The sequence below is a fragment of the Micropruina sp. genome (genome assembly GCF_047606665.1).
Classification (GTDB): Bacteria; Actinomycetota; Actinomycetes; order Propionibacteriales; family Propionibacteriaceae; genus Micropruina.
Genome location: NZ_JASGEF010000053.1, coordinates 28129 through 49853, shown reverse-complemented (window position 1 = coordinate 49853; position 21725 = coordinate 28129). Strand labels below are relative to the sequence as shown.

The 21725-nt window shown below is 67.9% G+C and carries 17 protein-coding genes, 1 other RNA gene and 1 pseudogene; 8 read left to right on the top strand and 11 right to left on the bottom strand.

The features are described 5' to 3' along the window. Positions 1–8 precede the first annotated feature (8 nt). From QM619_RS12870 to QM619_RS12855, 4 genes are read right to left on the bottom strand one after another with little or no spacing between them, the layout of a single operon-like run. Positions 9–1814: an ABC transporter ATP-binding protein gene (locus tag QM619_RS12870; RefSeq protein ID WP_415109214.1), complete on the bottom strand. Its 1806-nt coding sequence runs from the start codon at positions 1812–1814 to the stop codon at positions 9–11. After that, complete coding sequence (locus tag QM619_RS12865) at positions 1814–2620, bottom strand: ABC transporter permease (protein WP_415109211.1); 807 nt, start codon at positions 2618–2620, stop codon at positions 1814–1816. Before QM619_RS12865 ends, QM619_RS12870 begins: the two co-directional genes overlap by 1 nt. Continuing rightward, the gene (locus tag QM619_RS12860; RefSeq protein ID WP_415109208.1) at positions 2617–3657 is read right to left on the bottom strand and encodes an ABC transporter permease; all 1041 of its coding nucleotides are present in this window, start codon (positions 3655–3657) and stop codon (positions 2617–2619) included. Before QM619_RS12860 ends, QM619_RS12865 begins: the two co-directional genes overlap by 4 nt. After that, positions 3654–5090, bottom strand: a complete 1437-nt coding sequence (locus QM619_RS12855; protein WP_415109205.1) for an ABC transporter substrate-binding protein — start codon at positions 5088–5090, stop codon at positions 3654–3656. The genes QM619_RS12860 and QM619_RS12855 overlap by 4 nt, the downstream gene beginning before the upstream one ends. A gap of 376 nt (positions 5091–5466) precedes the next feature. On the opposite strand from QM619_RS12855, the gene QM619_RS12850 reads away from it, so the two are divergent. After that, positions 5467–6093, top strand: coding sequence for an alpha-ketoglutarate-dependent dioxygenase AlkB (locus tag QM619_RS12850; RefSeq protein ID WP_415109202.1), 627 nt, complete (start codon positions 5467–5469; stop codon positions 6091–6093). Here the strand turns inward: QM619_RS12850 and QM619_RS12845 are convergent. The 4 genes from QM619_RS12845 to QM619_RS12830 all read right to left on the bottom strand — a co-directional run bounded on the left by QM619_RS12845 (position 6078) and on the right by QM619_RS12830 (position 10161). Further along, positions 6078–7298, bottom strand: a complete 1221-nt coding sequence (locus tag QM619_RS12845) for a hypothetical protein (protein ID WP_415109199.1) — start codon at positions 7296–7298, stop codon at positions 6078–6080. The genes QM619_RS12850 and QM619_RS12845 overlap by 16 nt on opposite strands. Further along, on the bottom strand, positions 7295–8107 hold the full coding sequence (locus tag QM619_RS12840) for a dihydrodipicolinate synthase family protein (protein WP_415109347.1): 813 nt from the start codon (positions 8105–8107) through the stop codon (positions 7295–7297). The genes QM619_RS12845 and QM619_RS12840 overlap by 4 nt, the downstream gene beginning before the upstream one ends. An 87-nt stretch (positions 8108–8194) precedes the next feature. Further along, positions 8195–9427, bottom strand: coding sequence for a trans-sulfuration enzyme family protein (locus tag QM619_RS12835; RefSeq protein ID WP_415109196.1), 1233 nt, complete (start codon positions 9425–9427; stop codon positions 8195–8197). Continuing rightward, positions 9424–10161 (bottom strand): B3/4 domain-containing protein, encoded by a 738-nt coding sequence (locus tag QM619_RS12830; RefSeq protein ID WP_415109193.1) that lies wholly within the window; start codon positions 10159–10161, stop codon positions 9424–9426. Before QM619_RS12830 ends, QM619_RS12835 begins: the two co-directional genes overlap by 4 nt. 110 nt (positions 10162–10271) lie before the next feature. On the opposite strand from QM619_RS12830, the gene aspS reads away from it, so the two are divergent. The 3 genes from aspS to QM619_RS12815 all read left to right on the top strand — a co-directional run bounded on the left by aspS (position 10272) and on the right by QM619_RS12815 (position 15393). Further along, complete coding sequence (gene aspS, locus QM619_RS12825) at positions 10272–12059, top strand: aspartate--tRNA ligase (protein ID WP_415109190.1); 1788 nt, start codon at positions 10272–10274, stop codon at positions 12057–12059. 483 nt (positions 12060–12542) lie between these two features. Beyond that, positions 12543–13211 (top strand): ABC transporter ATP-binding protein, encoded by a 669-nt coding sequence (locus tag QM619_RS12820; protein ID WP_415109188.1) that lies wholly within the window; start codon positions 12543–12545, stop codon positions 13209–13211. 673 nt (positions 13212–13884) lie between these two features. Beyond that, positions 13885–15393: a hypothetical protein gene (locus QM619_RS12815; RefSeq protein ID WP_415109185.1), complete on the top strand. Its 1509-nt coding sequence runs from the start codon at positions 13885–13887 to the stop codon at positions 15391–15393. Between the two features lie 176 nt (positions 15394–15569). Here QM619_RS12815 and QM619_RS12810 read toward each other — a convergent pair whose 3' ends face one another. After that, the gene (locus QM619_RS12810; RefSeq protein WP_415109182.1) at positions 15570–16334 is read right to left on the bottom strand and encodes a maleylpyruvate isomerase family mycothiol-dependent enzyme; all 765 of its coding nucleotides are present in this window, start codon (positions 16332–16334) and stop codon (positions 15570–15572) included. A gap of 273 nt (positions 16335–16607) precedes the next feature. Between QM619_RS12810 and QM619_RS12805 the strand changes: the two genes are divergently transcribed. Further along, complete coding sequence (locus QM619_RS12805) at positions 16608–16739, top strand: hypothetical protein (protein ID WP_415109179.1); 132 nt, start codon at positions 16608–16610, stop codon at positions 16737–16739. Between the two features lie 137 nt (positions 16740–16876). Beyond that, positions 16877–17245, top strand: a transfer-messenger RNA (tmRNA) gene (gene ssrA / locus QM619_RS12800). Between the two features lie 123 nt (positions 17246–17368). On the opposite strand, the gene QM619_RS12795 is transcribed toward ssrA, so the two are convergent. Continuing rightward, positions 17369–19405 carry an NAD(+) synthase gene (locus QM619_RS12795; RefSeq protein ID WP_415109176.1) on the bottom strand — a complete coding sequence of 679 codons (2037 nt, stop codon included), beginning with the start codon at positions 19403–19405 and terminating at the stop codon, positions 17369–17371. 168 nt (positions 19406–19573) lie between these two features. On the opposite strand from QM619_RS12795, the gene QM619_RS12790 reads away from it, so the two are divergent. After that, positions 19574–20143 carry an O-methyltransferase gene (locus QM619_RS12790; protein WP_415109173.1) on the top strand — a complete coding sequence of 190 codons (570 nt, stop codon included), beginning with the start codon at positions 19574–19576 and terminating at the stop codon, positions 20141–20143. After that, positions 20083–20289: pseudogene (locus QM619_RS12785) on the top strand (GrpB family protein); the annotation flags it as partial. The gene QM619_RS12790 and the pseudogene QM619_RS12785, both read left to right, overlap by 61 nt. A gap of 51 nt (positions 20290–20340) precedes the next feature. On the opposite strand, the gene QM619_RS12780 reads toward QM619_RS12785, so the two are convergent. Then, on the bottom strand, positions 20341–21594 hold the full coding sequence (locus QM619_RS12780) for an ATP-binding protein (RefSeq protein WP_415109170.1): 1254 nt from the start codon (positions 21592–21594) through the stop codon (positions 20341–20343). Between the last annotated feature and the right edge of the window lie 131 nt (positions 21595–21725).

The following is a 21725-nucleotide window of genomic DNA, read 5'->3' as shown; positions in this document are numbered from 1 at the left end:
CCGCCGGGCTAGTGCGAGGTGTCCATCCACCGGTCCAGCGTGGGGGTGTTGGCGAGCAGGTTCTGGGTGTACTCCTGCTGCGGACGATCCAGGACGTCGGCGGCCAGCCCGGACTCCACCAGGCATCCGTTCTGCAGCACCAGAACACGGTCGGCGATAGAGCGGACCAGCGCCAGGTCGTGGGTGACGAACAGCATCGAGATGTGCCGCTCGGCCTTGATCGAGTTGAGCAGCTCGGTGATCGAGCCCTGGATCGACACGTCCAGTGCCGAGGTGATCTCGTCGCAGACCAGGATGTCGGGTTCCACCGCGATAGCCCGGGCGATCGCCACCCGCTGGCGTTCGCCGCCGGAGAGCCGGTTGGTCCGCAGCGACATCGCCGACTCGCCGAGCTGGACGTCCTCCAGCAGCTGCGCGGCCCGTTCCCGTGCAGCCTTGCCCTTGGCGATACCGAACAGTTCCAGCGGCCGGACCAGGATCTGCTCGACGGTGCGGCGCGGATTCAGCGACAGGTACGGATTCTGGAAGATGTACTGGACGCGGCGGCGCTGCTCCGCGGTGCGCTTGCGGGCGGCGTGGGCCAGCGGCTCTCCGTCCACCGCGATGGTGCCGTCCCAGTTGTCGTGGATGCCGCCGACACAACGCGAGATGGTGGTCTTGCCGGAGCCGGACTCGCCGACCAGGGCGACGACCTCCTGGACGGCGAGGTCGAAATCGACCCCGTGCACGACGTGGCTGGTCCCGTAGAAGATGTCCAGGTCGGAGACGGTCAGGATGATCGTCCGGTCCCGTTGCGGGTCGGTGTCGGCCACCACCCGATCGGTCGGATCCCAGGGCGGCAGCGCGTCGGTGTGCAGGCAGGCGGCGAAGTGGCCGGGTGAGACCTCCACGTCGGGCGGCTCCTGTGCGGAGCATTCCGGGGCGGAAAACTGGCAGCGGTCGTTGAACCGGCACCCGGGCGGACGCTTCCCCGGCGCCGGGGTCCGTCCGGGAATCCCGGTCAGGGCGAACGGACGATGCAGGTGCGGGATGGCGTTCAGCAACGCACGGGTGTAGGGGTGGCTCGGGTCGGTGAAGATCTCCTTCACCGGCCCGATCTCGACGAGGCGACCGGCGTACATCACCGCCACCCGGTTCGAGATGCTGGCCACCACCGACAGGTCGTGGGTGACGTACAGGGCGGCGACGTCGAAGCGGCGGCACAGCTCTTCCAGGGTGCGCAGCACCATGCCCTGGGTGGTGACGTCGAGGCCGGTGGTGGGCTCGTCCAGCACCAGCACCTGCGGACGCGGCAGGAAGACCATGGCCAGCGCCACCCGCTGCACCTGCCCGCCGGAGAGCTGGTGCGGGTAGCGGCGCAGGAACGCCTCGTCGTTGGGCAGCCCCACCTCGGGCAGGATCTGCCGGATCCGCTCGCCGCGTTCGGAGGCCGTGCCGATGTCGTGCAGGTCGAGCAGCTCGCGCAGCTGGGCACCGATCCTGATCGACGGGTTCAGCGCCGAACTGGGATCCTGCGGGACGTAGCCGATCGTGACGCCGCGGATGGCGCGCACCTGGGCCGGCCCGAGCTCGCGCACCTTGTGTCCGGCCACCTCGATGTCGCCGCCCGAGATGGCGGCCCCGGTGCGGGCGTAGCCGAGCAGGGCCGTCCCGGTGGTGGTCTTGCCGGAACCGGATTCGCCCACCAGGCCCAGGATCTCGCCCGCCTTCAGGGTCAGGTCGACCTGGTCGACGACGTCCACGCCGCGGGCCGGCAGGCTGATCCGCAGGTCCTCCACCCGGCAGCGCAGGTCTTCGGTGACGGTCTGGCTCATCATGCCCCCTTCGCGGCCCGCTGGCCGATGCCGTCGGCGATCAGGTTGGTGCCGATGGTGAACAGGCCGATCAGGATGACCGGCGCCAGCACCCCCCACGGCTGCACCAGCAGCGCCAGCCGGTTCTCGTTGGTCATCTGGCCCCAGTCGGCGGCGCTCGGGTTGCTGGCGAACCCCAGGAAGCCGATCGCGGCGACGGTGCCGATCGAGTAGGTGAGCCGCAGCCCGGTCTCGGCCAGCAACGGGACCACCAGGTTCGGACCGAGCTCGAACACGGCGATCCGCCAGCGCGGCTCGCCGATGGCTTCGGCGGCAGTGACGAAGTCGTTGTTCACGTACGACAGCGCGACGCCGCGGGCGACCCGGGCCACACGGGGAGCGTGCGCGATGCCGACCAGCAGCACGATCATCCACCAGGTGGGCTGCTCGACGGCACTCAGCACGACCAGGGCGATCAGGATCTGCGGGAAGGCCAGCAGCACGTCGTTGCCGCGCATCAGCACCTCGTCCAGCCAGCCGCCCAAGTAGGCTGCCGCGACGCCGACGATCAACCCGAGCGCAACGCCCAGCACGGTGGCCAGCACCGCGATCATCAGCACCGATTGGCCGCCGTACAGCACCCGGCTGAGCACATCCTGGCCGAGGTAGTCGGTGCCCAGCGGGCCGCCCTCCATGGTGAACGGCTTGCCGACGATCTCGTTCTCCCCGTAGGGCGCCAGCAGCGGACCGAGGACGGCCAGCACCACGACGGCCAGGGCGATGATCGACCCGGTCACGATGCGCGGGTCACGCAGCATGCCTTTCATTTCACCATCCCCGTCCGGGCCCGCGGCGTGAACAGGATCGACAGCACGTCGGCGACCAGGTTCACCGCCACGTAGACGGCGGCGATGATCATGGCCAGCGCCTGCACCATCGGGAAGTCGGAGTTGCGCACCGAGTCCACCAGGGTGGCGCCGATGCCCGGGTAGTTGAACAGGTACTCGATCAGCACCACGCCGCCGACCAGCCAGGCCAACTGCAAGGCGGTTACCTGGATCGTCGGCACCACGGTGTTCGGCAGCACGTGCCGGCGCAGCACCAGGTCTTCGGGGACGCCCTTGAGCCGGGCGAGCTCGACGTAGTCGGAGTCCATCGCCTCGATCATCGTCGAGCGCAGGATCCGGGCCAGGTAGGGCACCACCGCGATGATCAGGGTCGCCACCGGCAGGATCATCGACGCCGGACGATCCCAAGGCGCGCCACCCACCGGCATCACCGTGACCGCGGGCAGCCAGTGCAGGACGCTGGTCGAGAACAGTGCCACCAGCAGGATGCCGGTGACGAACTCGGGCAGCCCGGCCAGGGCCAGGGTGACGAATTGCAGGGAGTTGTCCAGCAGCCCGCCCCGCCAACGAGCCGCCAGCATGGCCAGCCCGATCGACATCGGGATCATCAGCACCGCGGTGATCAGCACCAGGAAGGCGCTGTTGACCACCCGGTCGCCGATCAGTTCGGCGACCGGCAGGCCGTTGGCCGCGGAAAGGCCGGGATTGCCGCGCAGCAGGTCGCCCAGCCAGATCAAGTAGCGCTGCCAGGTCGGCAGGTCGAGGTGCAGCAGCTGCTCCAGCGCCGCCACCCGGTCCGGGCTGACGTCGTAGTCCTTGCCGAGGATGGCGCGGACCGGGTCGCCGAGGGCGTTGGTGGCGAAGAACACGATGATCGACACCGCCAGCAGCGTGAGGACCGCCATTCCGAGACGGCGCAGCAACCACTGCGTCCAGGCTCGGGCCGGGCTGCCCACCCGGCGGGCCGGCGATCCGGCCGGGGTCTCGGCCAGGGCCAGCTGTTCGACCGCGCTCACGATGTCACCGGCCTGACCCGGTTGAACCGGAAGGCGGAGACCGGTTGTTCACGCGCGGGCTCCAGCCCGGTGACGAACTCGCTGTAGGCGTCCACCTGGTTCTGGAAGCCCCACACGATGTAACCACCTTCCTCGTATTCGATCCGCTGGGCGTCCTGGACGAGTTGGCGCCGGCGGGCCGGGTCGACCTCGCGCTGTGCGGAGCGGATCAGGCCGGCGAATTTCTCGTCGTAGAAGTGGGTCTCGTTGTAGGGCGACGATTTCAGCGCGCAACTGGCGGCCTGCGGCAGGTAGAGGCGGGTGCTCCAGAAGTCCTGGGCGAAGACCCAGGAGAGGTACTGGTCGCCGAAGAAGATGCCGCCGTCGACCTTGTTCAGCCGGACGTCGACGCCGGCCTTCTTGGCCTGCTGGACGAACAGACTGGCCGCTTCGACCGCGCCCGCGCCGACCCCGGTCGAGGTGACCAGTTCGACCTGGAGGTTCTCGTAGCCGGCCGCCTTGAGCAGCGACCGGGCCTGCTCGACGTCAGGCGTGCGCTGCGGCAGCTCGTCGCCGATGTAGTCGGGGTCGAACGGTCCGTACAGGTCGTTCGCGACACGTCCGAAACCGTTGAACGCCTGGTCGATGATCTGCTGCCTGTCGACGATCAGCCGCATCGCCTGCCGGACCCGGTTGTCGCTGAACGGTTTGGCGTCCACCCGCATGGTGAACGGCACCCAGCCGCCGGTCTCGGAGACCAGGGCCTTGGCCCCCTGGCTCTCGATCGCCCCGGCCAGGTAGGTGGGCAGGTTGTCCAGGGATTGCACCTGCCCGGCGAGCAGTGCGTTGACTTTGGCGGCGTCGTCGCTGAAGTTGAGGATCGCCAACTCGTCGAAAGACGCCTTGACGTCCCAGTAGTCGTCGAACTTCAGGAACCGGCTGCGTTGACCTGGGACGAAGATGTCGTATTTGAACGGGCCGGTGCCGATCGGGTGCTTGACGTCGAAATCCTGGGGCACGATGCCCAGCGCATAGCCGGCCATCACCGCGTCCAGGATCGCGTACGGCGACGTCAGCTTGAGCCGGTAGGTGCGGTCGTCGAGCACCTTGCTGCCGGCCAGGTCGGCGATCCCGGCGATGTCGGACGCCTGGGTGGCCGGATTCTTCGGGTCCAGCATTCGCTCCATGCTGGCTTTGAGATCCGCGGCGCGCACCGGGCGCCCGTCGTGAAAGAGCAGCCCTTGGCGCAGCCGGAACGTCCATTCCGTCGCGTCGGCGTTGGGCTCCACCTCTTCGGCCAGGCCGTTCTCGATCTCGAAGGCGGAGTTGAACCGCATCAGTGGCTCGAAGAGCTGCCGCACCCGGGCGATGTCGGGGTAGCTGACCGGAAAGTGCGGGTCCAGGGTGTCCTTCAGGCCGCCGCCGGTGGTGGCATGCACCAGTTGCAGATTCACCGCATCGGACGAGGGCGCCGTGCAGGCACTCAGGCCCAGTGTCGCACCGGCTACCGAGGCGGCCCCCAACTGCAGAAATCGTCGTCGATTCATCCCCGTTGACAAGACCTCGCCAGGATTCGAATTCATCGTCACCTCCGTCAAGGTTGTCGCCAACCTAGGCCACATCAGGCCCGATGTCACAACTTTGCGGCTCGGACGGAGTGTCGATGTGCGTCGATCCGGCCGGCTTCGGCGAGTCGGACGAGGGAAAGATCGGCGTCCGTCGGCGCCATGTCCGGGGTGTTGCGGACGCCGGAACAATGCGAACCAGATGTGCGTGTCGCACACAAAACGTGATTAATACGCCAGTTCGATAACATGCTAGAGTCGAGCCATGTCGGTGGGTTTTCAGGCGGGTTTGTTCGGTGCGGAGGCGGTCGAGGTTCCGTCGCTGTCCGGACGTGTCCGCCGGGTTCCGCTGAGCCGGGGCGCCTGGCTCGATCTGGCGCCGGGCTGGGTCCAGGGCGCCGACGAGGTGTTCCCGCGGCTGATCGAGGCGATCCCGTGGCATGCCGAGCGGCGCGAGATGTACGACCGCACCGTGGACGTCCCGCGGCTGCTGTGCATGTACGGGGTGGGCGACGACCTGCCCGACCCGGTGCTGACCCAGGCCCGTGACGAGCTGAACCGCTACTACGCCGCCGAGCTGGGGGAGGAGTTCGTCACCGCCGGCTGCTGCTACTACCGCGATGGACGCGACTCGGTGGCCTGGCACGGCGACCGGATCGGACGCAGCCGCACCGAGGACACCATGGTCGCCATCGTGTCGTTCGGCTCGCCGCGGCAATTATCGCTGCGTCTGGTCGGCGGACGGCTGCACGGCGCCTATCCGTTGGGTCACGGCGACCTGATCGTGATGGGCGGCTCCTGCCAGCGCACCTGGGAACACGCCATCCTGAAAACCGCCAAGCCGGTCGGGCCGAGAATCAGCGTCCAATTCCGGCCCTACAACGTGTTTTGATCAGCAGCGGGGACGCTGAGCCGCCGGTCGAGCACGGCGAGGCCGACCCCGAGCGCGGTGAGCATGGCGCCGAGCGCCACCGGCAGCTGGACGGTGTGCGCAACCAGCGCACCCGCCGCGGCGGTGCCGGCCGAGCCGGCGGTGATCTTCAGTGCACCCACCCAGACGAACACCTGGCCCCGGACGGGCAGCGGCGAGTACTCGCTGCGCGCCGCGAGTGTGGCGGCGAAGAACAACGAGTTGAGGACGCCGGCTGTGACGTAGGCGGCGGCCGCGATCCAGATGCCGGGCGCGAGCAGTACCCCGATCAGCGCGATAGCGACGAGGCTCGCGAGCAATGGCATGGCGGCGTCGGGATCGCTGCGCAGCGGGCGGATCATCACCAGCACCGATCCGGCCAGCCCGCCGAGCCCGTAGCAGGCCGCCAGGGCGCCCGCGGTCGCCGGCTCGACGCCGAACAAACCTGCGCTGGCTACGGCGGTCACCGGCAGCACGCCGACCGACAGGGCCACGATCATGGTCAGGTACAGCGTCCGGCGCAGCGCCCCGGTGCGGGTGATGATCTGCAGGGTCCGGACGGGGTGCGGCACGTCGGCGTCCGTGCCGTGCGGCGCGGCATACGGCAGCAGTCGGACGATGAACGCCGCCAGCAGGGTGCCGCCGGCCAGCACCAGAGCCGCGACGGTCGCGTTCGTCCAGGCCGCGACGACGGCAACCACAGTGGGGCCGATGGTGCCGCCGATGCCGTAGGTGGCGACGTCCCAGCCCTGGGCGCGACGCTGCGCGACCAGATCCGGCCCGGCGATCGCCGGCAGCCGGGAACTGATCCCGCCGGTCAGCAGTGGGCCGATCACCCCGGACGCGATCAGCAGCACCGCCGGGACACCGACCCAGCTGAACGGGTAGCTCAGCACCGCCGCGGCGAGCAGTCCGCCGTGCAGCACGCAGGCCGCGGCGAGCACCGTCCGGCCGTCGCGGGCCACGTCCAGGCTGCGGGCGACGAACGGGCCGACCATGTGCGGCAGGGTGAGACAGGCGCCGAGCAGCCCTGCCGTCCAGCCCGACCCGCCGGAGGTGGTGACCAGCAACACCACGGCCACCACGCCGCCGCCGTCAACGGTGCGGGCCAGCGTCGCCGCGATCACGTGCCGCGCCAGGCCCCAGCGGACGGACTGGGTGGCCGGGCTCTGGCCGGTCGAACTCATGGCGTCGGCTGCAGGCCGAGCCTCTCGATGAGAGCGATGGCCTCGGCCCGCGTCACGTCGTCCAGGCCCCGAATCGGCAGCGGCAGGCAAGAGCGGGTCGCCGGCCCGTAGTGCTCGGCGACGGCGGCCATCACCCGCAGGCTGCCGACCCTGCCGAACAGCTCCCACAACGGCCGCAACCGCTCCGATTCGGCGACCGCGGCTGCCGCGTCGCCCCGCTGGACGGCTCGGGTGATGGTCAGCGCAGGCTGCGGCAGGGTGCCGCCGATCACCGAATACCAGGCCTCGCAGCCCGCGATCAGACCGGTGGACGCCGCCGGATCGCCGGAGATCCCGATCGTCACGTGGGCCGGAATCCGGGACCTGATCTGGGCTACCCGCGCAGCGGCGGCGTCCGGATCGTCGGGAAGCTCGGGGATCTTGATGGACGCCACGTTCGGCAGCGCGGTGACTCGCTGATAGAGGTCGTCGGTGAAGGTGACATGGGTGGTGCCGGGGTTGTCGTAGACGATCAGCGGCACCGACAGGTCGCGGGTGACGTCGGCATAGAGCCCGTACACGTCGTCGTCGGTGTGCGTCTGGTAGGTCATCGGCGCCAGCAGCACGCCGGCCACCCCGGCGCTCTGGGCGTCCTCGGCGAGCGCCTGGACGTGGCTGGTGCGCAGCGCGCCGATCCCGGCGAAGACCGGGACGTCGCCGGCATTCTCGATCGCGATCCGCAGCGCCGTCCAGCGTTCCTCGCGGGACAGGTAGGCGTACGAACCGGTCGAACCCAGCGCGGTGATCGAGTCCACGCCGGCGTCGACCAGCCGACGGATCAGCCCCGCGTAGGCGGTCCCGTCGACGGAGTCATCGCGCAGTGGGGTGAGCGAAAGCGCTCAGTCCGGTGAACAGGTTCATCGCGAAGCCTTTCGTGAGCCGGTGATCTCGGTACGGTCCAGTGCCCCGGCGAGATCGGCGATCAGGTCGTCCGCATCTTCCAGGCCGACCGACAAGCGCAGATGCCCGTAGGTCTGGAAGCCGGGTGGGTAGCCCTCGCTGCCGCCGCGGGTGTCGGGGCCGACGTGCACGATCAGGCTCTCGTCGTGGCCCAGCGAGAACGCCGAGGTGATCACCCGCAGCTGTGCGACGAACCGGTTCTGGCTGTCCCGATCGCCGTCGATGGCGAAGGCGAGCATGCCGCCGTAGCCGCGTCCGCCGAACTGGCGGGTGGCCAGCTCGTGCTGGGGGTGGCCGGCCAGCCCTGGGTACTCGACGTAGGCGATCCGCGGATCGGCGTCCAGGAAGGCCGCGATCCTCTCCGCCGAAGCGAGCAGCTGCCGCAGCCGCAACGGAAGGGTGACGGAGCCGCGGGTGATCAGCCAGGCGTTGAACGGCGAGATCGCGCCGCCGACGTCCACCAGGGCGTCGTGCCGGATCCGGTCGACCAGGTCGGCGCGTCCGGTCACCACACCGCCCATCGCGTCGCCATGGCCGTTGATGTACTTGGTCAGCGAATGAATCACCAGATCCGCGCCGTCGGCGATCGGACGGTACAGCGGCGGGGGAGTGAAGGTGCCGTCGACCGTCAGGATCGCGCCGGCCCGATGGGCGACGTCGGCCACGGCACGGATGTCGGCCACCTTCGTGGTCGGGTTGGCGATCGTTTCGACATGCACCAGCTTGGTGTTCGCTCGCACCGCAGCGCGGACGCCGTCCAGGTCGGCGACATCCACGAAGGTGGTCTCGATGCCGTAGCGCTGCGGCAGCAACTCGGCGAACAACCGCCACACCGCCTCGTAGGTGACGTCCGAGACGACCACGTGATCGCCGGACTTCAACAGGGTGAAGAACACCCCGTGCAGCGCCGCGACCCCGGACGCGAAGCACACCGAGGCCTCGCCGCCGTCCATCGCGGCCAGTTTGCGTTCCAGCGCCTGCTGGTTCACCCCGCCGTTGCGGGTGTAGGTGAGTTGATCGGTGGCCGACCAGTCCATCGACGCCGGATCGTCTGGCAGCCGGTACGAGTTCGCCATCACCAGCGGGGTGCGGATCGCGCCGGTGCCGGCGTCGATGCTGTTGCCGCCGTGCACCGCCCAGGTGCCGAAGGCGACGGACGCCGGATCGTGCTTGTCGGGGGAGTGATTCATCGGGGCTCCTGTGGGGATGGGCGGGAGATCAGCCGGCGGGCGATCGCGACGTCCGGGCCCAGCCGGATGAGCTGGGCAGTCAACTCATCGGCAGCCGCAGTCAGCTCGTCCTCGGTCATCGGATCCAGCACGTCGAGAATGAACAGTGCCGCCGAGGTGGCCCCGGTCAGTTGGGTGCGGTGGCCCTGACGCCAGTTCCAGCGGCGGCAGGTGACCCCGGCGTCATCGGTCCAGACCACCTCGCCGACCTCCGGATGCTCGATCGTGGTCGTACCGTCGACGACCGTGTCGAACGGCTCGGTGCCGTCCGACCGGATCAGCCGAGGAGCGCCGGAATAGCGGCGCAGATCCTCGCCGCCGATCGGCAACTGATGAAGCACCGAGATCGCGTTGTAGATATCGGTGAGCCGATTGATCCGAGGCAGCCCGGCGACGGCCCGCCGGGTCAGCGCCTCGACGCTGGTCCGGGTGCGCTGCGGCTTGGCGCCGAAGCAGCGAAAGGCGTCCCGCCAGGACGCGATGTGCGGCAGATCCTCCACCCGTGTGGTGGCGGTCGCCTCAGTCGCCCACTCTTCAGCGCGGGTCAGCAGCGCCTCGCTCTCGGTGTCTCCGTCACCGGGTTCGAGGCCGTCCACCGCGATCAACAAGGCGCGATAGTCAGGACGCAGCGCGAACACCTCGTCGGCGACGCTCGCGGCGGCCAGGAACGCCTCAAGTTCGGAGATGTCGGGCATGGGTCATTCCTATCGCGAACGCGCTCGTTTCGACTCGTCCGCGGCTGCCGTCATAGGATCGAACGGACGCACCCGCACCGTCTATGCGGGGCAGAGAAAGGAACATCGCCATGCTGCGGACCCATACCGCTGGAACCCTGCGCGCCTCCGACATCGGGGCGACCGTCACTCTCGCCGGCTGGGTAGGCCGCCGGCGCGATCATGGCGGTGTCGCCTTCATCGATCTGCGGGACGCCTCGGGCGTCGTCCAGGTCGTCGTCCGGGACGAGGTGCTGGCGGCGTCCGGCGCCCACGAACTGCGCAACGAGTACTGCATCCAGGTGATCGGCGAGGTCGAGGCGCGCCCCGAGGGCAACGCCAACCCCGACCTGCCCACCGGTGAGATCGAGGTCGCGATCCGCGAGCTCGAGGTGCTCAACCCGTCCGCGCCGCTGCCGTTCCAGATCGACGAACGGGTCAGCGTCGGCGAGGAGGCCCGGCTCAAGTACCGCTACCTCGACCTGCGCCGTCCGGCCCCGGCCCGTGCCATCCGGCTGCGCTCCCAGGTGAACGCCGCCGCCCGCCGGGTGCTCGAGGCTCGCGACTTCGTTGAGATCGAAACCCCGACGATGACCCGTTCCACGCCCGAGGGTGCCCGCGACTTCATCGTGCCGGCCCGGCTCGCGCCCGGCTCGTGGTACGCCCTGCCGCAGTCCCCGCAGCTGTTCAAGCAGCTGCTGATGGTGGCCGGCATGGAGCGCTACTACCAGATCGCCCGCTGCTACCGCGACGAAGACTTCCGCGCCGACCGGCAGCCCGAGTTCACCCAGCTCGACATCGAGATGTCCTTCGTCAACCAGGAGGACGTGATCGCCCTCGGCGAGGCGCTGGCCACGGAGATCTGGTCGCTGATCGGCGTCGAGCTCGCCACCCCGTTCCCGCGGCTCGCCTACGCCGAGGCGATGGACTCCTACGGCTCCGACAAGCCCGACCTGCGCTTCGAGGTGAAGCTCACCGAGCTGACCTCGTACTTCGCCGACACCCCGTTCCGGGTCTTCCAGGCGCCCTACGTCGGCGCCGTGGTGATGCCTGGTGGGGCGTCCCAGCCGCGGCGCACCTTCGACGCCTGGCAGGAGTGGGCCAAGCAGCGCGGCGCCCGCGGCCTCGCCTACGTCACGATCGCCGAGGACGGCACCCTGGGCGGTCCGGTCAGCAAGAACATCTCGGACGCCGAACGCGCCGGTCTGGCGGCGGCTGTCGGCGCCAACCCGGGTGACTGCATCTTCTTCGCCGCCGGCGCCAAATCGTCCTCGCAGGCGCTGCTGGGTGCGGCGCGCAACGAGATCGCCAAGCGCTGCAACCTGATTGAGGAAGGCAGTTGGTCGTTCCTGTGGGTGGTCGACGCCCCGCTGTTCAAGCCCACCGGGGACGCCGTCGCCGAGGGTGATGTGGCGGTCGGTGCCGGCGCCTGGACGGCCGTGCACCACGCCTTCACCTCGCCGAAGGACCTGGACACCTTCGACAGCGACCCCGGAAACGCGCTGGCCTGGGCCTACGACATGATCTGCAACGGCAACGAGATCGGCGGCGGCTCGATCCGTATCCACCGCCGCGACATCCAGGAGCGGGTGTTCGCCGTGATGGGGCTCGCCGAAGAGGAGGCGCAGGAGAAGTTTGGCTTCCTGCTGGACGCCTTCAAGTTCGGTGCCCCGCCGCACGGCGGCATCGCCTTCGGCTGGGACCGGATCGTGGCCCTGCTGTCCGGCTCGGAGTCGATCCGCGACGTGATCGCCTTCCCGAAGAGCGGCGGCGGCTACGACCCGCTGACCGGGGCGCCGGCGCCGATCTCGGTGCAGCAGCGCAAGGAGGCCGGGGTGGACGCGAAGGCCATGGTGAAAGCAGAGTCTGCCGCAGGGTGACAGCTGAGCTGAGGAGTGGGGAATTGTTTGGCGACCGTTTGCCGGGGGTCAGCTGGACGGTGTGGGTGATGTTGAGCCCGGATGAGTCGACTCGCAGTCCGTCCCTCTGGTCAGAGTAGGCCGGGTGGTGTATTGTCCACTTCACCACACGTCCACCCCAGGTAAGTGTTCTTCGGAACAGAGGGAGCGTTGACGAACTTCAAGTACAGCAAGACCAGTTCAGGAGCGTGGAAGACGCGGGTCTGGGGGAGCTTCGTGGTGACCGAGCCGACCGCACGTCTTCAGGCACACATCGACGGCTATGGATGGTCAGACGGTGCTCGCCGGACCACGAATGGCACGTCGTCCTATGACTTGGTCATGTATGGCGACACCACTTACGCCGATTCAGTGTCCATTCGGGTGTGCTGGGAGGGACTTTTCTGGTGGAATTGCACGGAGAAGACTGTCAATCGGTGACATCGCACTGGACGGTCTGACAGGGTGCTTACCTGCACTGACATCACTAGGGTCTACCAGTCTCGGCAGGTTCTTGGTCCCGTCTCGATAGAGGTCCGGCCTGGGGAGCAGGTCGCAATCATGGGCCCTTCTGGAGCGGGAAAGAGCACTTTGCTCTATTGCTTGGCGGGCTTGGAGACCCCCAACTCAGGCACTGTGACGTTCCTCGGAAAATCGTGGATGGATATGTCGGTGGCCGACCAGCGCGCACACCGACTCCGACGGATGGGGCTGTTGTTCCAGACCCACGACCTGCTGCCCGAGTTGACGTTGCTCCAGAACGTCGCGTTGCCTCTTGAGTTCTCCGGCTCATTGAAACGAAACGCCGAGCGGCGTTCTGCCTATTTGCTTGGGCAACTTGGGCTCGCCCATCTCCAGCACAGCCGTCCGAACGAGGTCTCCGGTGGAGAGGCGCAGAGGGCGGCGTTGGCTCGTGCATTCGCCATGGAGCCGCCGGTTGTTCTCGCGGATGAGCCCACAGGCTCGCTCGACTCTGCCGGTCGCGATGCTGTATTGGAGGTTCTCGGAGAACTCACCCAGCAAGCCGGGATTGCTCTCGTGGTCGTTACCCATGACCCGGTCGTGGCGGCTGCTCTGGGGAGGACGATCACCATCGTGGACGGGGTGCTCGGAGGGCTGCCGGATGCTGGCTGAGGTTCGGCTGTTTCGTCGACTCCTGTTCGGGACGCGCGGTCGTGACCTGGTTCGCTGGGTGTCCGTGGTGCTTGCCGCAGCGCTGGTGGGTACCACTGTCGCGCTAGGCCTATGCGTGGCGCTGCTGGGAGGCAAGGAGAGCACGATCGCGGCGCGAAGAGCCCCCCTGAGCAGCGAGTCGCGGTCAGGACTCCAGCTTGCCGAGAGCATCACTACTGTTGATGGCCGGCAGTGGACGAACGTGATCGTGTCAGCGACATTCGTAGATCAGCCTCCCCCGCCAGGACTGAGCGAATGGCCGCGACCGGGCGGGCGGGCGGTATCTCCGGCACTTGACAATCTCCTTGCCCGCAGTTCCGGAACCGATGCTGGGGCTGGATCGATAAAGATCGGCCCGGAAGGTCTGCTCAATCCCGCTGAGTTGTACTCCTACACCGTTTTGGAGAAGGGCCGATCCGTAGGATCCTCGTTCAGGCAGGTCAGCGGGTTCGGTAGGCAGCCCACGCCGACAGGTTCCGATGGGGTCGCTGCAATGGTGGTCGCTTTGGTCGCCATTCTGGCGCTGCCATCGGTGATGTTCTTTCGCTCTGCTTTCGGATTCTTGCTGTCCAGTCGATCGAGACGGTTTGGTGTCTTCCATCGGCTGGGAATCCCTATACGGAAGGTCGCGAGGATGTTCGCGACCGAATGCGCGCTCCTGACCGGCGTCGGGCTGAGCTTGGGGTTCATGCTGTTCAGCCAGGTCCAGGGGCCGCTGGGGGCCAGTCGGCTCCTTCAGGTGACCTGGTGGCCGTCCACCGGGCACCTCCCGGCATCGCTGTCGATGACCATCGTGGCTCTTGCGGTGGTGGCGGCCTTTCGCGCGGCCTATCGGCTGGTGCTCAAGCCGGGGCAGAGCCGGGCCCGCGCCGTCACCAACCCTGGGTCGCGCGTTCCGTCCCGGGTTGCGCAGACCATGGTGACGATGTCCACGGCGCTCCTACTGGGAATGGTCATCTACTGGCTGACCAGTCCGACCACACTCCGCCAACCTGAATCGTTGACATGGGCTGTTCTCGTTGCGGTAGTGGTTGGGACGGTCGGACTTCTCATCGTCATGCCGACCTGGGCTCAAGCTGCCGCCTTTTGGGTCGCTGAGGTTCTGCGGCACCCAGGCCCGAGACTGGGCGTTCGGAGCGCAGCAGCATTCGCGAACGCAAGCGGCCGGCTACTCACCGCGCTCACGCTGTTGTGCGTGCTCACTGGCGTTGCAACTGGCTTCATTTCGGGAGTAGGTCGATGGGGCGTCGGTTACAGCGCCACGCGTGTGCTCGAGGTCGACGAAATCAGCTTGCTGGATCCAGGTGTGGCAGCTCGGCTCATGAGCGAGCTACCGGCCCCCCATGTCGTTGTTGGCTACGAGGCAGCCAGCAACGCTGTGATCGTCTCGGGCGACTGCCAGGGTGTGGCCGCGTTTGACCGCCTCGTGCGCGACGAACCGCGATTGTGCGTTGAGGACGACGTGCAACTTGGGGACGAGCTCGGTGCCGGCACACTGACTTCCGGCCAGTTCCGTGTCAGCCCCGGCGCAGCCCCGATCCCTGTTCCTGCAGGCGAACGGGTGACCGATGTTCGCTGGTCAGTCAAGCTGCCCGAGAAGTATCAACTCCAGCTCGCGGAAGCATCGGGGTCGTCGCTGGTCATCCCACTGCTCAGTCAAGATCGAGCGGACGCCATCGTCGGCTTCATGGCATCCGAGTTTCCTGAGGTTCCGTTTCGCGCGGGCGCAAAGGATACCGACTCGCTGGAGATCTACACTCGCTACTCGGCGCTATTCACGGTCGGGTTCGGGACTGCGGTGATGCAGGCGGCTGCAGCGCTGGCCTTCGTGGCCCTCGAACTGGCGTGGTCCTATGCGCGGCAGCGCGGCACTCTTGCCGCGATCGGGATCGGGCGTCGTCATCTACAGATCGCCGCTGGCACCCAAACCGCGTGGAGCGTGGTGGCCGCGCTTCCCGTCGTCGCGTTTGGGATCCTTGCGGGGGTCGCGGTGAGGAGCTATTTCGGTACTGCTGACCTTCTGGAGCCGGCGATCGGAGCCGCAGTCCTGATGCCCTGGATGGTGGCAGTCATTTTGGCATTCCTGGTCGGCGCGCTTGCCGGCGTGGCCCATTTTGATCGGACGATGGTCTCCGATGCCTAGATCGCGGCCATCGAAGCAGGGGGGGACCGGACGGGCATGGCACGTCTGCGAGGCGGCAGACGATCAACCCCGACGAGCGGGTCGGCGCGCCTCAGGCCTGGGCCGGCTCGGCGGTCTTGGGTGCGGACGCCAAGCCTGTGGTCAAGGCCGCGGCCACCAGCTGACGCCCGCGGGCCTCACCAGGTGATCGCCAGCTGGTCCAGGAATGCCTGGACCAGCGCGGCGTCGCCCTGGATGGCGCGGTTGCGGCCGCGATTCCACAAGGCGGCGTAGACGCCTCGGGCTGTCCCGGTGATCTGAGCGTCGGCGTCTTCGGCGGCACCGACGCGGGAGGCGCAGCCGTCCGGACCGAGGGCGACCGTCCAGGCGCCCAGGCCGTCGTCGGTGCGGACCGCGATCTCGGCCGGCTCCGGACGTCGCGGGTTGTACGTGGCGCGGGGCGCGAATCCGAGCAACAGCTCGTCGATGCCGTCGCGGGCCAGGGCGGGGGAGAACCACAACTCGTCCGGACGCGGCGGACGGCCCAGTTTCGCCGCCATCGCGTCGATCGCATGGATCGTCGTCTCGTGGCACTGCCGACGCGTCCAGGCCTGCCGCGGTGCCGGCGCGTCGAGCAGGAAGAACGGCACGTCCAGATCGGCGGGTGCCGCGGCCAGCGCGTTCAGCAGGTCGACCAGGCCGTCGTCCAACCACTCCAGCAGATCGGACGCCTGCGCCGCCTCGGCCTCAACGTCGGAGTCCGGACGCGCCGGGACGCCGCGCACCGTCGCAGTCGCCCAGCGGTGCACCAGGCCCTGGTGGGTGACCAGGTCGCGCACCGTCCAGCCGGGACAGGTCGGCACCGCGGCGTCCAGTCCGGCGGCCGTCGCGTTGTTCCGCAGCACCGCGGCAGCGTCGCCGATTCCCTCACCGAGATCACGGAATTCGAGCGTGTTGGGCATGCCGCTACGGTAGGCCCTCCGGCTACCCGGAACCGGCCTCGGACGCCTCGCGAAACACACCCTGACCACGCCGATCGGGGGACCGGTCGGGCGCCCCCGATACTCGCCGCCGACGGCCCACAGCCCAGCCCCGGATTCGACCACGGCTATCGCGCACCTCTCGCCGGTCCTGCTCTGGCTGTTCGGAAGCTGGCGATCTGGGCGATCAGCCCGTCCGGCTCATACGCCAAGCGCGAGGCCGCCAAGGCGTTCAACTGGCAACTGCTCGCCTTCGTGGTCGGCATCGCCGCGCACCTGGTCGGCGGTCTGCTGCCCGGCGACGCCAACCTGATCGCCCGGATGCGGACCGTGATCTGGGTGGTGCTCACCGTCTTCGGCACGGTCGGCGCCGCCCGTGGCAAGTAGTGGCGCAACCCGGCGCGGACCCTGGTGCCCGGTGCCCTGGGAAGTTTTGCCCGAGCGCAAACGTTGATAGACTGACACGCTCGTCCAGGGCTGGCCGCCGTGGCAGCGGTTGATCGTGACGGGCGAACAACTCAATAGGGGGTGACTGGTTTCGACTCGGGACGGTAGTCCCAGGAGAAGCGGGCCGAGGATCCAAGGACATCTCGTTAACGATTCTTGGAAAACCAATAACTGCCGAAAACACTCGCGCAGACTTCGCTCTCGCTGCCTGAGCAGTGACCGAAGGGTCAGCCGGACGTAGCCTTCCGTCCGGTTACTGGCCTCGTATAGAAGGCTTGCTGAGCCGCCTGGGTTCCAGGGGCGGCTCGGGACTTCACTGGAACTGGGCTTGGCTACCACGTGTTGACGCGAGGGTAGGAGCCGAGAAAACCGCCTAGTCAACTGCGCCCGGAGAAGTCCTGGTTCACCTTCTGAGGACGGGGGTTCGACTCCCCCCACCTCCACCCAAGTGCCTCACGGGAACACGCGACATCCGACGATGCCGGGTGTTCCCGTTTGGTCTTTTCGCACCGGGACCGTGCGCTTTCTGGGTGTAACTCTGATCGAAGAGAAACGTGATGCGTGTGCGTTCATGGCACGTTGCGGCGCAGTTCGTCCAGCCACAGCGTCGCTGAGACGTCGGACGGCATCCGCCAGTCGCCGCGCGGCGACAGCGAACCGCCCCGGACGACCTTGGGACCGTTCGGCATCGCCGAGCGTTTGAACTGGGCGAAGCCGAAGAAGCGGCGCAGGAAGACTTCCAGCCACTTCTTGATCGTCGGCAGGTCGTAGGCGACCCGTTCGTCCTCGGGGAAGCCCTCGGGCCAGTCGCCGCGGGCGGCGTCCGACCAGGCATGCATGGCCAGGAAGGCGATGGTCGACGGCGCGGTGCCGTGCCGCAGCACCTGATAGAGGGTGAAGTCCTGCAGGTTGTAGGGGCCGATGGACGCCTCGGTCGACTGCGGCTTCTCGCCCGACGCGGTGGGCACCAGCTCCGGGGTGATCTCGGTGTCCAGGATGGCTTGCAGGGTGCGTCCGACCTCGTCGGAGAACTGCCCGGAGGCGATCACCCAGCGGATCAGGTGCTGCATGAGCGTCTTCGGCACGCCGCCGTTGACGTTGTAGTGGCTCATCTGGTCGCCGACGCCGTAGGTGCACCAGCCCAGCGCCAGCTCGGAGAGGTCGCCGGTGCCGAGCACGATGCCGCCGCGCTGGTTGGCCAGTCGGAACAGGTAGTCGGTGCGCAGCCCGGCCTGGACGTTCTCGAAGGTGACGTCGTAGACCGGCTCGCCGTCGGCGAACGGGTGTCCCATCTCGGCGAGCATGGTCTTCGCGGTGCCGGTGATGTCGAGGGTGGCGAAGCTGACGCCGAGCGATTCGGCGAGCCGGGTGGCGTTGTTCTTGGTGTGGTCGGAGGTGGCGAAGCCGGGCATGGTGAACGCCAGGATGTCGGTGCGCGGACGCCCCAGCCGGTCCATCGCTCGGGCGGCGACGATCAGGGCGTGGGTGGAATCCAGACCGCCGGAGACGCCGATCACGATCTTCGGCTGGCCGATGCTGCGCAGCCGCTGTTCCAGCCCGCTGACCTGGATGCTGTACGCCTCGTAGCAGTCCTGGGCGAGCCGGTCCGGGTCGGCGGGCACGAACGGGAAGCGGGCGACGTCCCTTCTCAACCCCAGGTCGCCGGACGGAGCGCCGAGTTCGAAGCCGATCCAGCGGAAGCCGTCCACCCGGTCGGCGTGGGCCCGCCGGTTGTCGTCGAAGGTGCCCATCCGGAGCCGCTCCTGGTGCAGCCGGGCGATGTGGACGTCGGCGATCGAGGCCCGCGGACCGTCCGGGAAGCGCTCAGACTCGGCCAGCAGCGCGCCGTTCTCGTAGATCATCGTCTGGCCGTCCCAGGACAGATCGGTGGACGACTCGCCCTCCCCCGCGGCGGCGTACACGTAGGCGGCCAGGCAGCGCGACGAGTTGGCGGCGCACAGCTGGTGGCGCTCGACGGACTTGGCGACGGTGATCGGGGAGCCGGACAGGTTGGCCAGCACGGTGGCGCCGGCGAGCGCGGCCTCGGCGCTGGGCGGGATCGGCACCCACATGTCCTCGCAGATCTCCACGTGCAGCACGAAATGCGGGACGTCGTCGGCGGCGAACAACAGATCCGGCCCGAACGGGACGTCCCTGCCGGCCACCCGGATCTCGCCGGTCACGTCGTCGCCGGGGGCGATCTGCCGGCGCTCGTAGAACTCCCGGTAGGTGGGCAGGTACGACTTCGGCACCACCCCCAGGATCGTGCCGCGATGGATGACGACCGCACAGTTGTAGACGCGATGCAGGCTGCGCAGCGGAGCGCCGACCACCAGCACGGTGCCGAGGTCCGCGGACCCCTCCACGACGGACGCCACCGCGGCGTCCGCGGCGTCCAGCACAACGTCCTGGAGCAGCAGATCCTCGATCGAGTAGCCGGTCAGGCACAGCTCGGGGAAGACGGCCAGCGCGACGCCCTCGGCGTCCAATTCGCGGGCACGCTCCAGGATCGCGGCCGCGTTGACCTCCGGCTGCACCATGGCGATCGGCAACGTGACGGCCGCCACCCGGGCGAACCCATGGGCGTACAGATTGTGGAAGTCCATTCCGCTCCTTCTCGCGTCCGAGGCCAGGTTCAGCATGTCAGATGCGGTCCGCGAACCGTCCGCCACCGCGCATCATTGTCGCCGGGGAGTGACACACCCGATCATCAGCGCCCAGTCGACCATGCTCGCGCCGGGTGGCTATGAAGCCGTTCGTGTTTGAATGGCCGCGTGAGTTCTACCGACGATGTCGCCGCAAAGCTGGTGGCTCGCGCCCGAGACAAGGGTTTCGCGCAGTCGTCGACGCTGGCTGTCGGACAGTTGCTGAGCGTTCTCGCGGCGAGCAAGCCCGGCGGGCGAATGCTTGAGTTGGGCACGGGTGTGGGGCTGGGTGTCGTACATCTGCTTCGAGGCATGTCCGCGACGGCGACGCTGGTCACAGTCGAACTGGATCCGGTTCTTTCGGGTATCGCGCAGGACGAGATCGATGACCCGAGGGTCGAGTTCGTCGTGGCCGAAGGGGGCGAATGGTTGGCTTCTCGAACGGAATCCGGCAAGTCGTTCGACCTGGTGTTCGCCGACACGTGGCCCGGCAAGTTCAGCCACCGCGACGAGGCGATGGCGCTCGTCGCGCCGGGCGGGCTGTATGTCGTGGACGATCTGCTGCCGCAGCCTTCCTGGCCGCCCCACCACCAGGCCAAAGTCGACGGCTTGACGAACGAACTTGGTGAGCTTCAGGGATGGGCGACGGTGAGGATCGACGACGCGACGGGCGTCATGATCTGCACCCGACTCCCGTGACCCGGTCACCCGGAACAGGCGCCGTGGTCAAGTTGCAGGCCTACCACGCCCGCTGGGCGATCGAGTACCGACGGGAGGCACGTCGAATCCGACGGGTGCTGGGGGATCAGATCAGAGGTATCGAGCACATCGGAAGCACGGCTGTGCCCGGCCTGATAGCGAAGCCGATCATCGACATCGCGGCCCAAGCAGCTGCGTCACGGGACGAGTTCCCACAGTGCCGACACCGGTGCCCCGTACAACCGGTCGTCAAGGCGATAGCCCGCATCGGTGGTGTTGAGGACCACGCCGGCGACGAACTTCTCACCGAGGTGATCGCGGAGCCTCCGTAGTCCTTTAAATTGCTTCGCGTTGAACGAAGACGCCGATTTCACCTCGATGCCGATCACCTGTCCGTCGCCGAACTCCAGCACGATATCGACTTCGTCGGTATCGCGGTCGCGCCAGTGGTAGACGTCATAGCGTTCAGCGGACCAGGTCCGTTGGCGCAGCAGCTCAGCTGCCACGAACGCCTCGAGGAATGATCCGAAAGCCTCGCTGTACTGGAAGCGGGCGAGTTGCTGTGGCGAGACGCGGGCAAGCCACATTGCAAGCCCTGAATCGATCACGAACGTCTTGGCGCGACCGATCTCGCGCTTGGTGAGGTTCGGCGTCCATGGAGGCAGGCTCGCGACCAACCCGACGTCGTGAACGAGGTCGAGGTATCCGGTGATCGTCCGCGGCGCCACCGCCGTCTCTTCGGCAAGCTTCGCCTTGACGAGTTCAGCGGACTGCCGGCCAGCGAGGGTCCGCAGTACTGCAGCGGCTCGGGCCGGATGCACCTCCTTGCGCAGCTCCGTCAGGTCCCGTCCGACGATTCCCTGAAGGTAGCCGTCCATCCACGCATCGCGGATCAGGCCGGACGCACTCCGTACCTCGGGATAGGACCCGGTGGCCAACATCTGGGCATAGTCGGCTCTAGACCATTGCGACCTCGTTGAAACGAGGTTGGCAGGCTCGCTGAGCACCGCTGCCGGGAAGTCGTCGGCAGTGCCCCGAGCCTCGCCTCTGCTCAACCCGTAGAGAGTGAGTCGAGCCACGCGACCGGCCAGACTGTCGGCAGTGCCACGCACACGCAGCAGGCTGGACGAGCCGGTGATGATGAACCGGCCTGGACGCCGGTCCCGGTCGATCGACGCCTTCACCGCCAAAGTCAGCTCGGGCAGGCGTTGGATCTCATCGATGACCAGGAGCCCGGACCCGCCCTGAGCCACGAAACCGACCTGGTCGGCGACGGCTGCCAGGCGGGTCTGTTCGTCATCGAGGTTGACCACGACCGCGTCGTCCCCGGCGAGCCTCGTCGCCAGCGTGCTCTTGCCGACTTGGCGTGCGCCTTCGATGATCAGACCGGGGAAGTGCCGCAAGTACTCAGCTGCGCGCGGTGCGACGTGGCGCTCGAGCAGGGTCTCCACGCAGCCAGCCTACGCGCAACTCGCCGTTTTGCGAGCGTGAACTTGCCGTTTTGCGAGCGTGAACTTGCCGTTTTGCGGCACTCAACCCGCCGATTTGCGAACCGTGCCTCGCAGATGTCGCCGACACCTGT

Excerpts from the sequence above, each read along its gene's own strand:
- QM619_RS12870 (WP_415109214.1), bottom strand. The coding sequence starts at position 1,814 with ATGAGCCAGACCGTCACCGAAGACCTGCGCTGCCGGGTGGAGGACCTG.
- QM619_RS12865 (WP_415109211.1), bottom strand. The coding sequence starts at position 2,620 with ATGAAAGGCATGCTGCGTGACCCGCGCATCGTGACCGGGTCGATCATC.
- QM619_RS12850 (WP_415109202.1), top strand. The coding sequence starts at position 5,467 with ATGTCGGTGGGTTTTCAGGCGGGTTTGTTCGGTGCGGAGGCGGTCGAG.
- QM619_RS12845 (WP_415109199.1), bottom strand. The coding sequence starts at position 7,298 with ATGAGTTCGACCGGCCAGAGCCCGGCCACCCAGTCCGTCCGCTGGGGC.
- QM619_RS12835 (WP_415109196.1), bottom strand. The coding sequence starts at position 9,427 with ATGAATCACTCCCCCGACAAGCACGATCCGGCGTCCGTCGCCTTCGGC.
- QM619_RS12830 (WP_415109193.1), bottom strand. The coding sequence starts at position 10,161 with ATGCCCGACATCTCCGAACTTGAGGCGTTCCTGGCCGCCGCGAGCGTC.
- aspS (WP_415109190.1), top strand. The coding sequence starts at position 10,272 with ATGCTGCGGACCCATACCGCTGGAACCCTGCGCGCCTCCGACATCGGG.
- QM619_RS12815 (WP_415109185.1), top strand. The coding sequence starts at position 13,885 with ATGTTCGCGACCGAATGCGCGCTCCTGACCGGCGTCGGGCTGAGCTTG.
- QM619_RS12810 (WP_415109182.1), bottom strand. The coding sequence starts at position 16,334 with ATGCCCAACACGCTCGAATTCCGTGATCTCGGTGAGGGAATCGGCGAC.
- QM619_RS12795 (WP_415109176.1), bottom strand. The coding sequence starts at position 19,405 with ATGGACTTCCACAATCTGTACGCCCATGGGTTCGCCCGGGTGGCGGCC.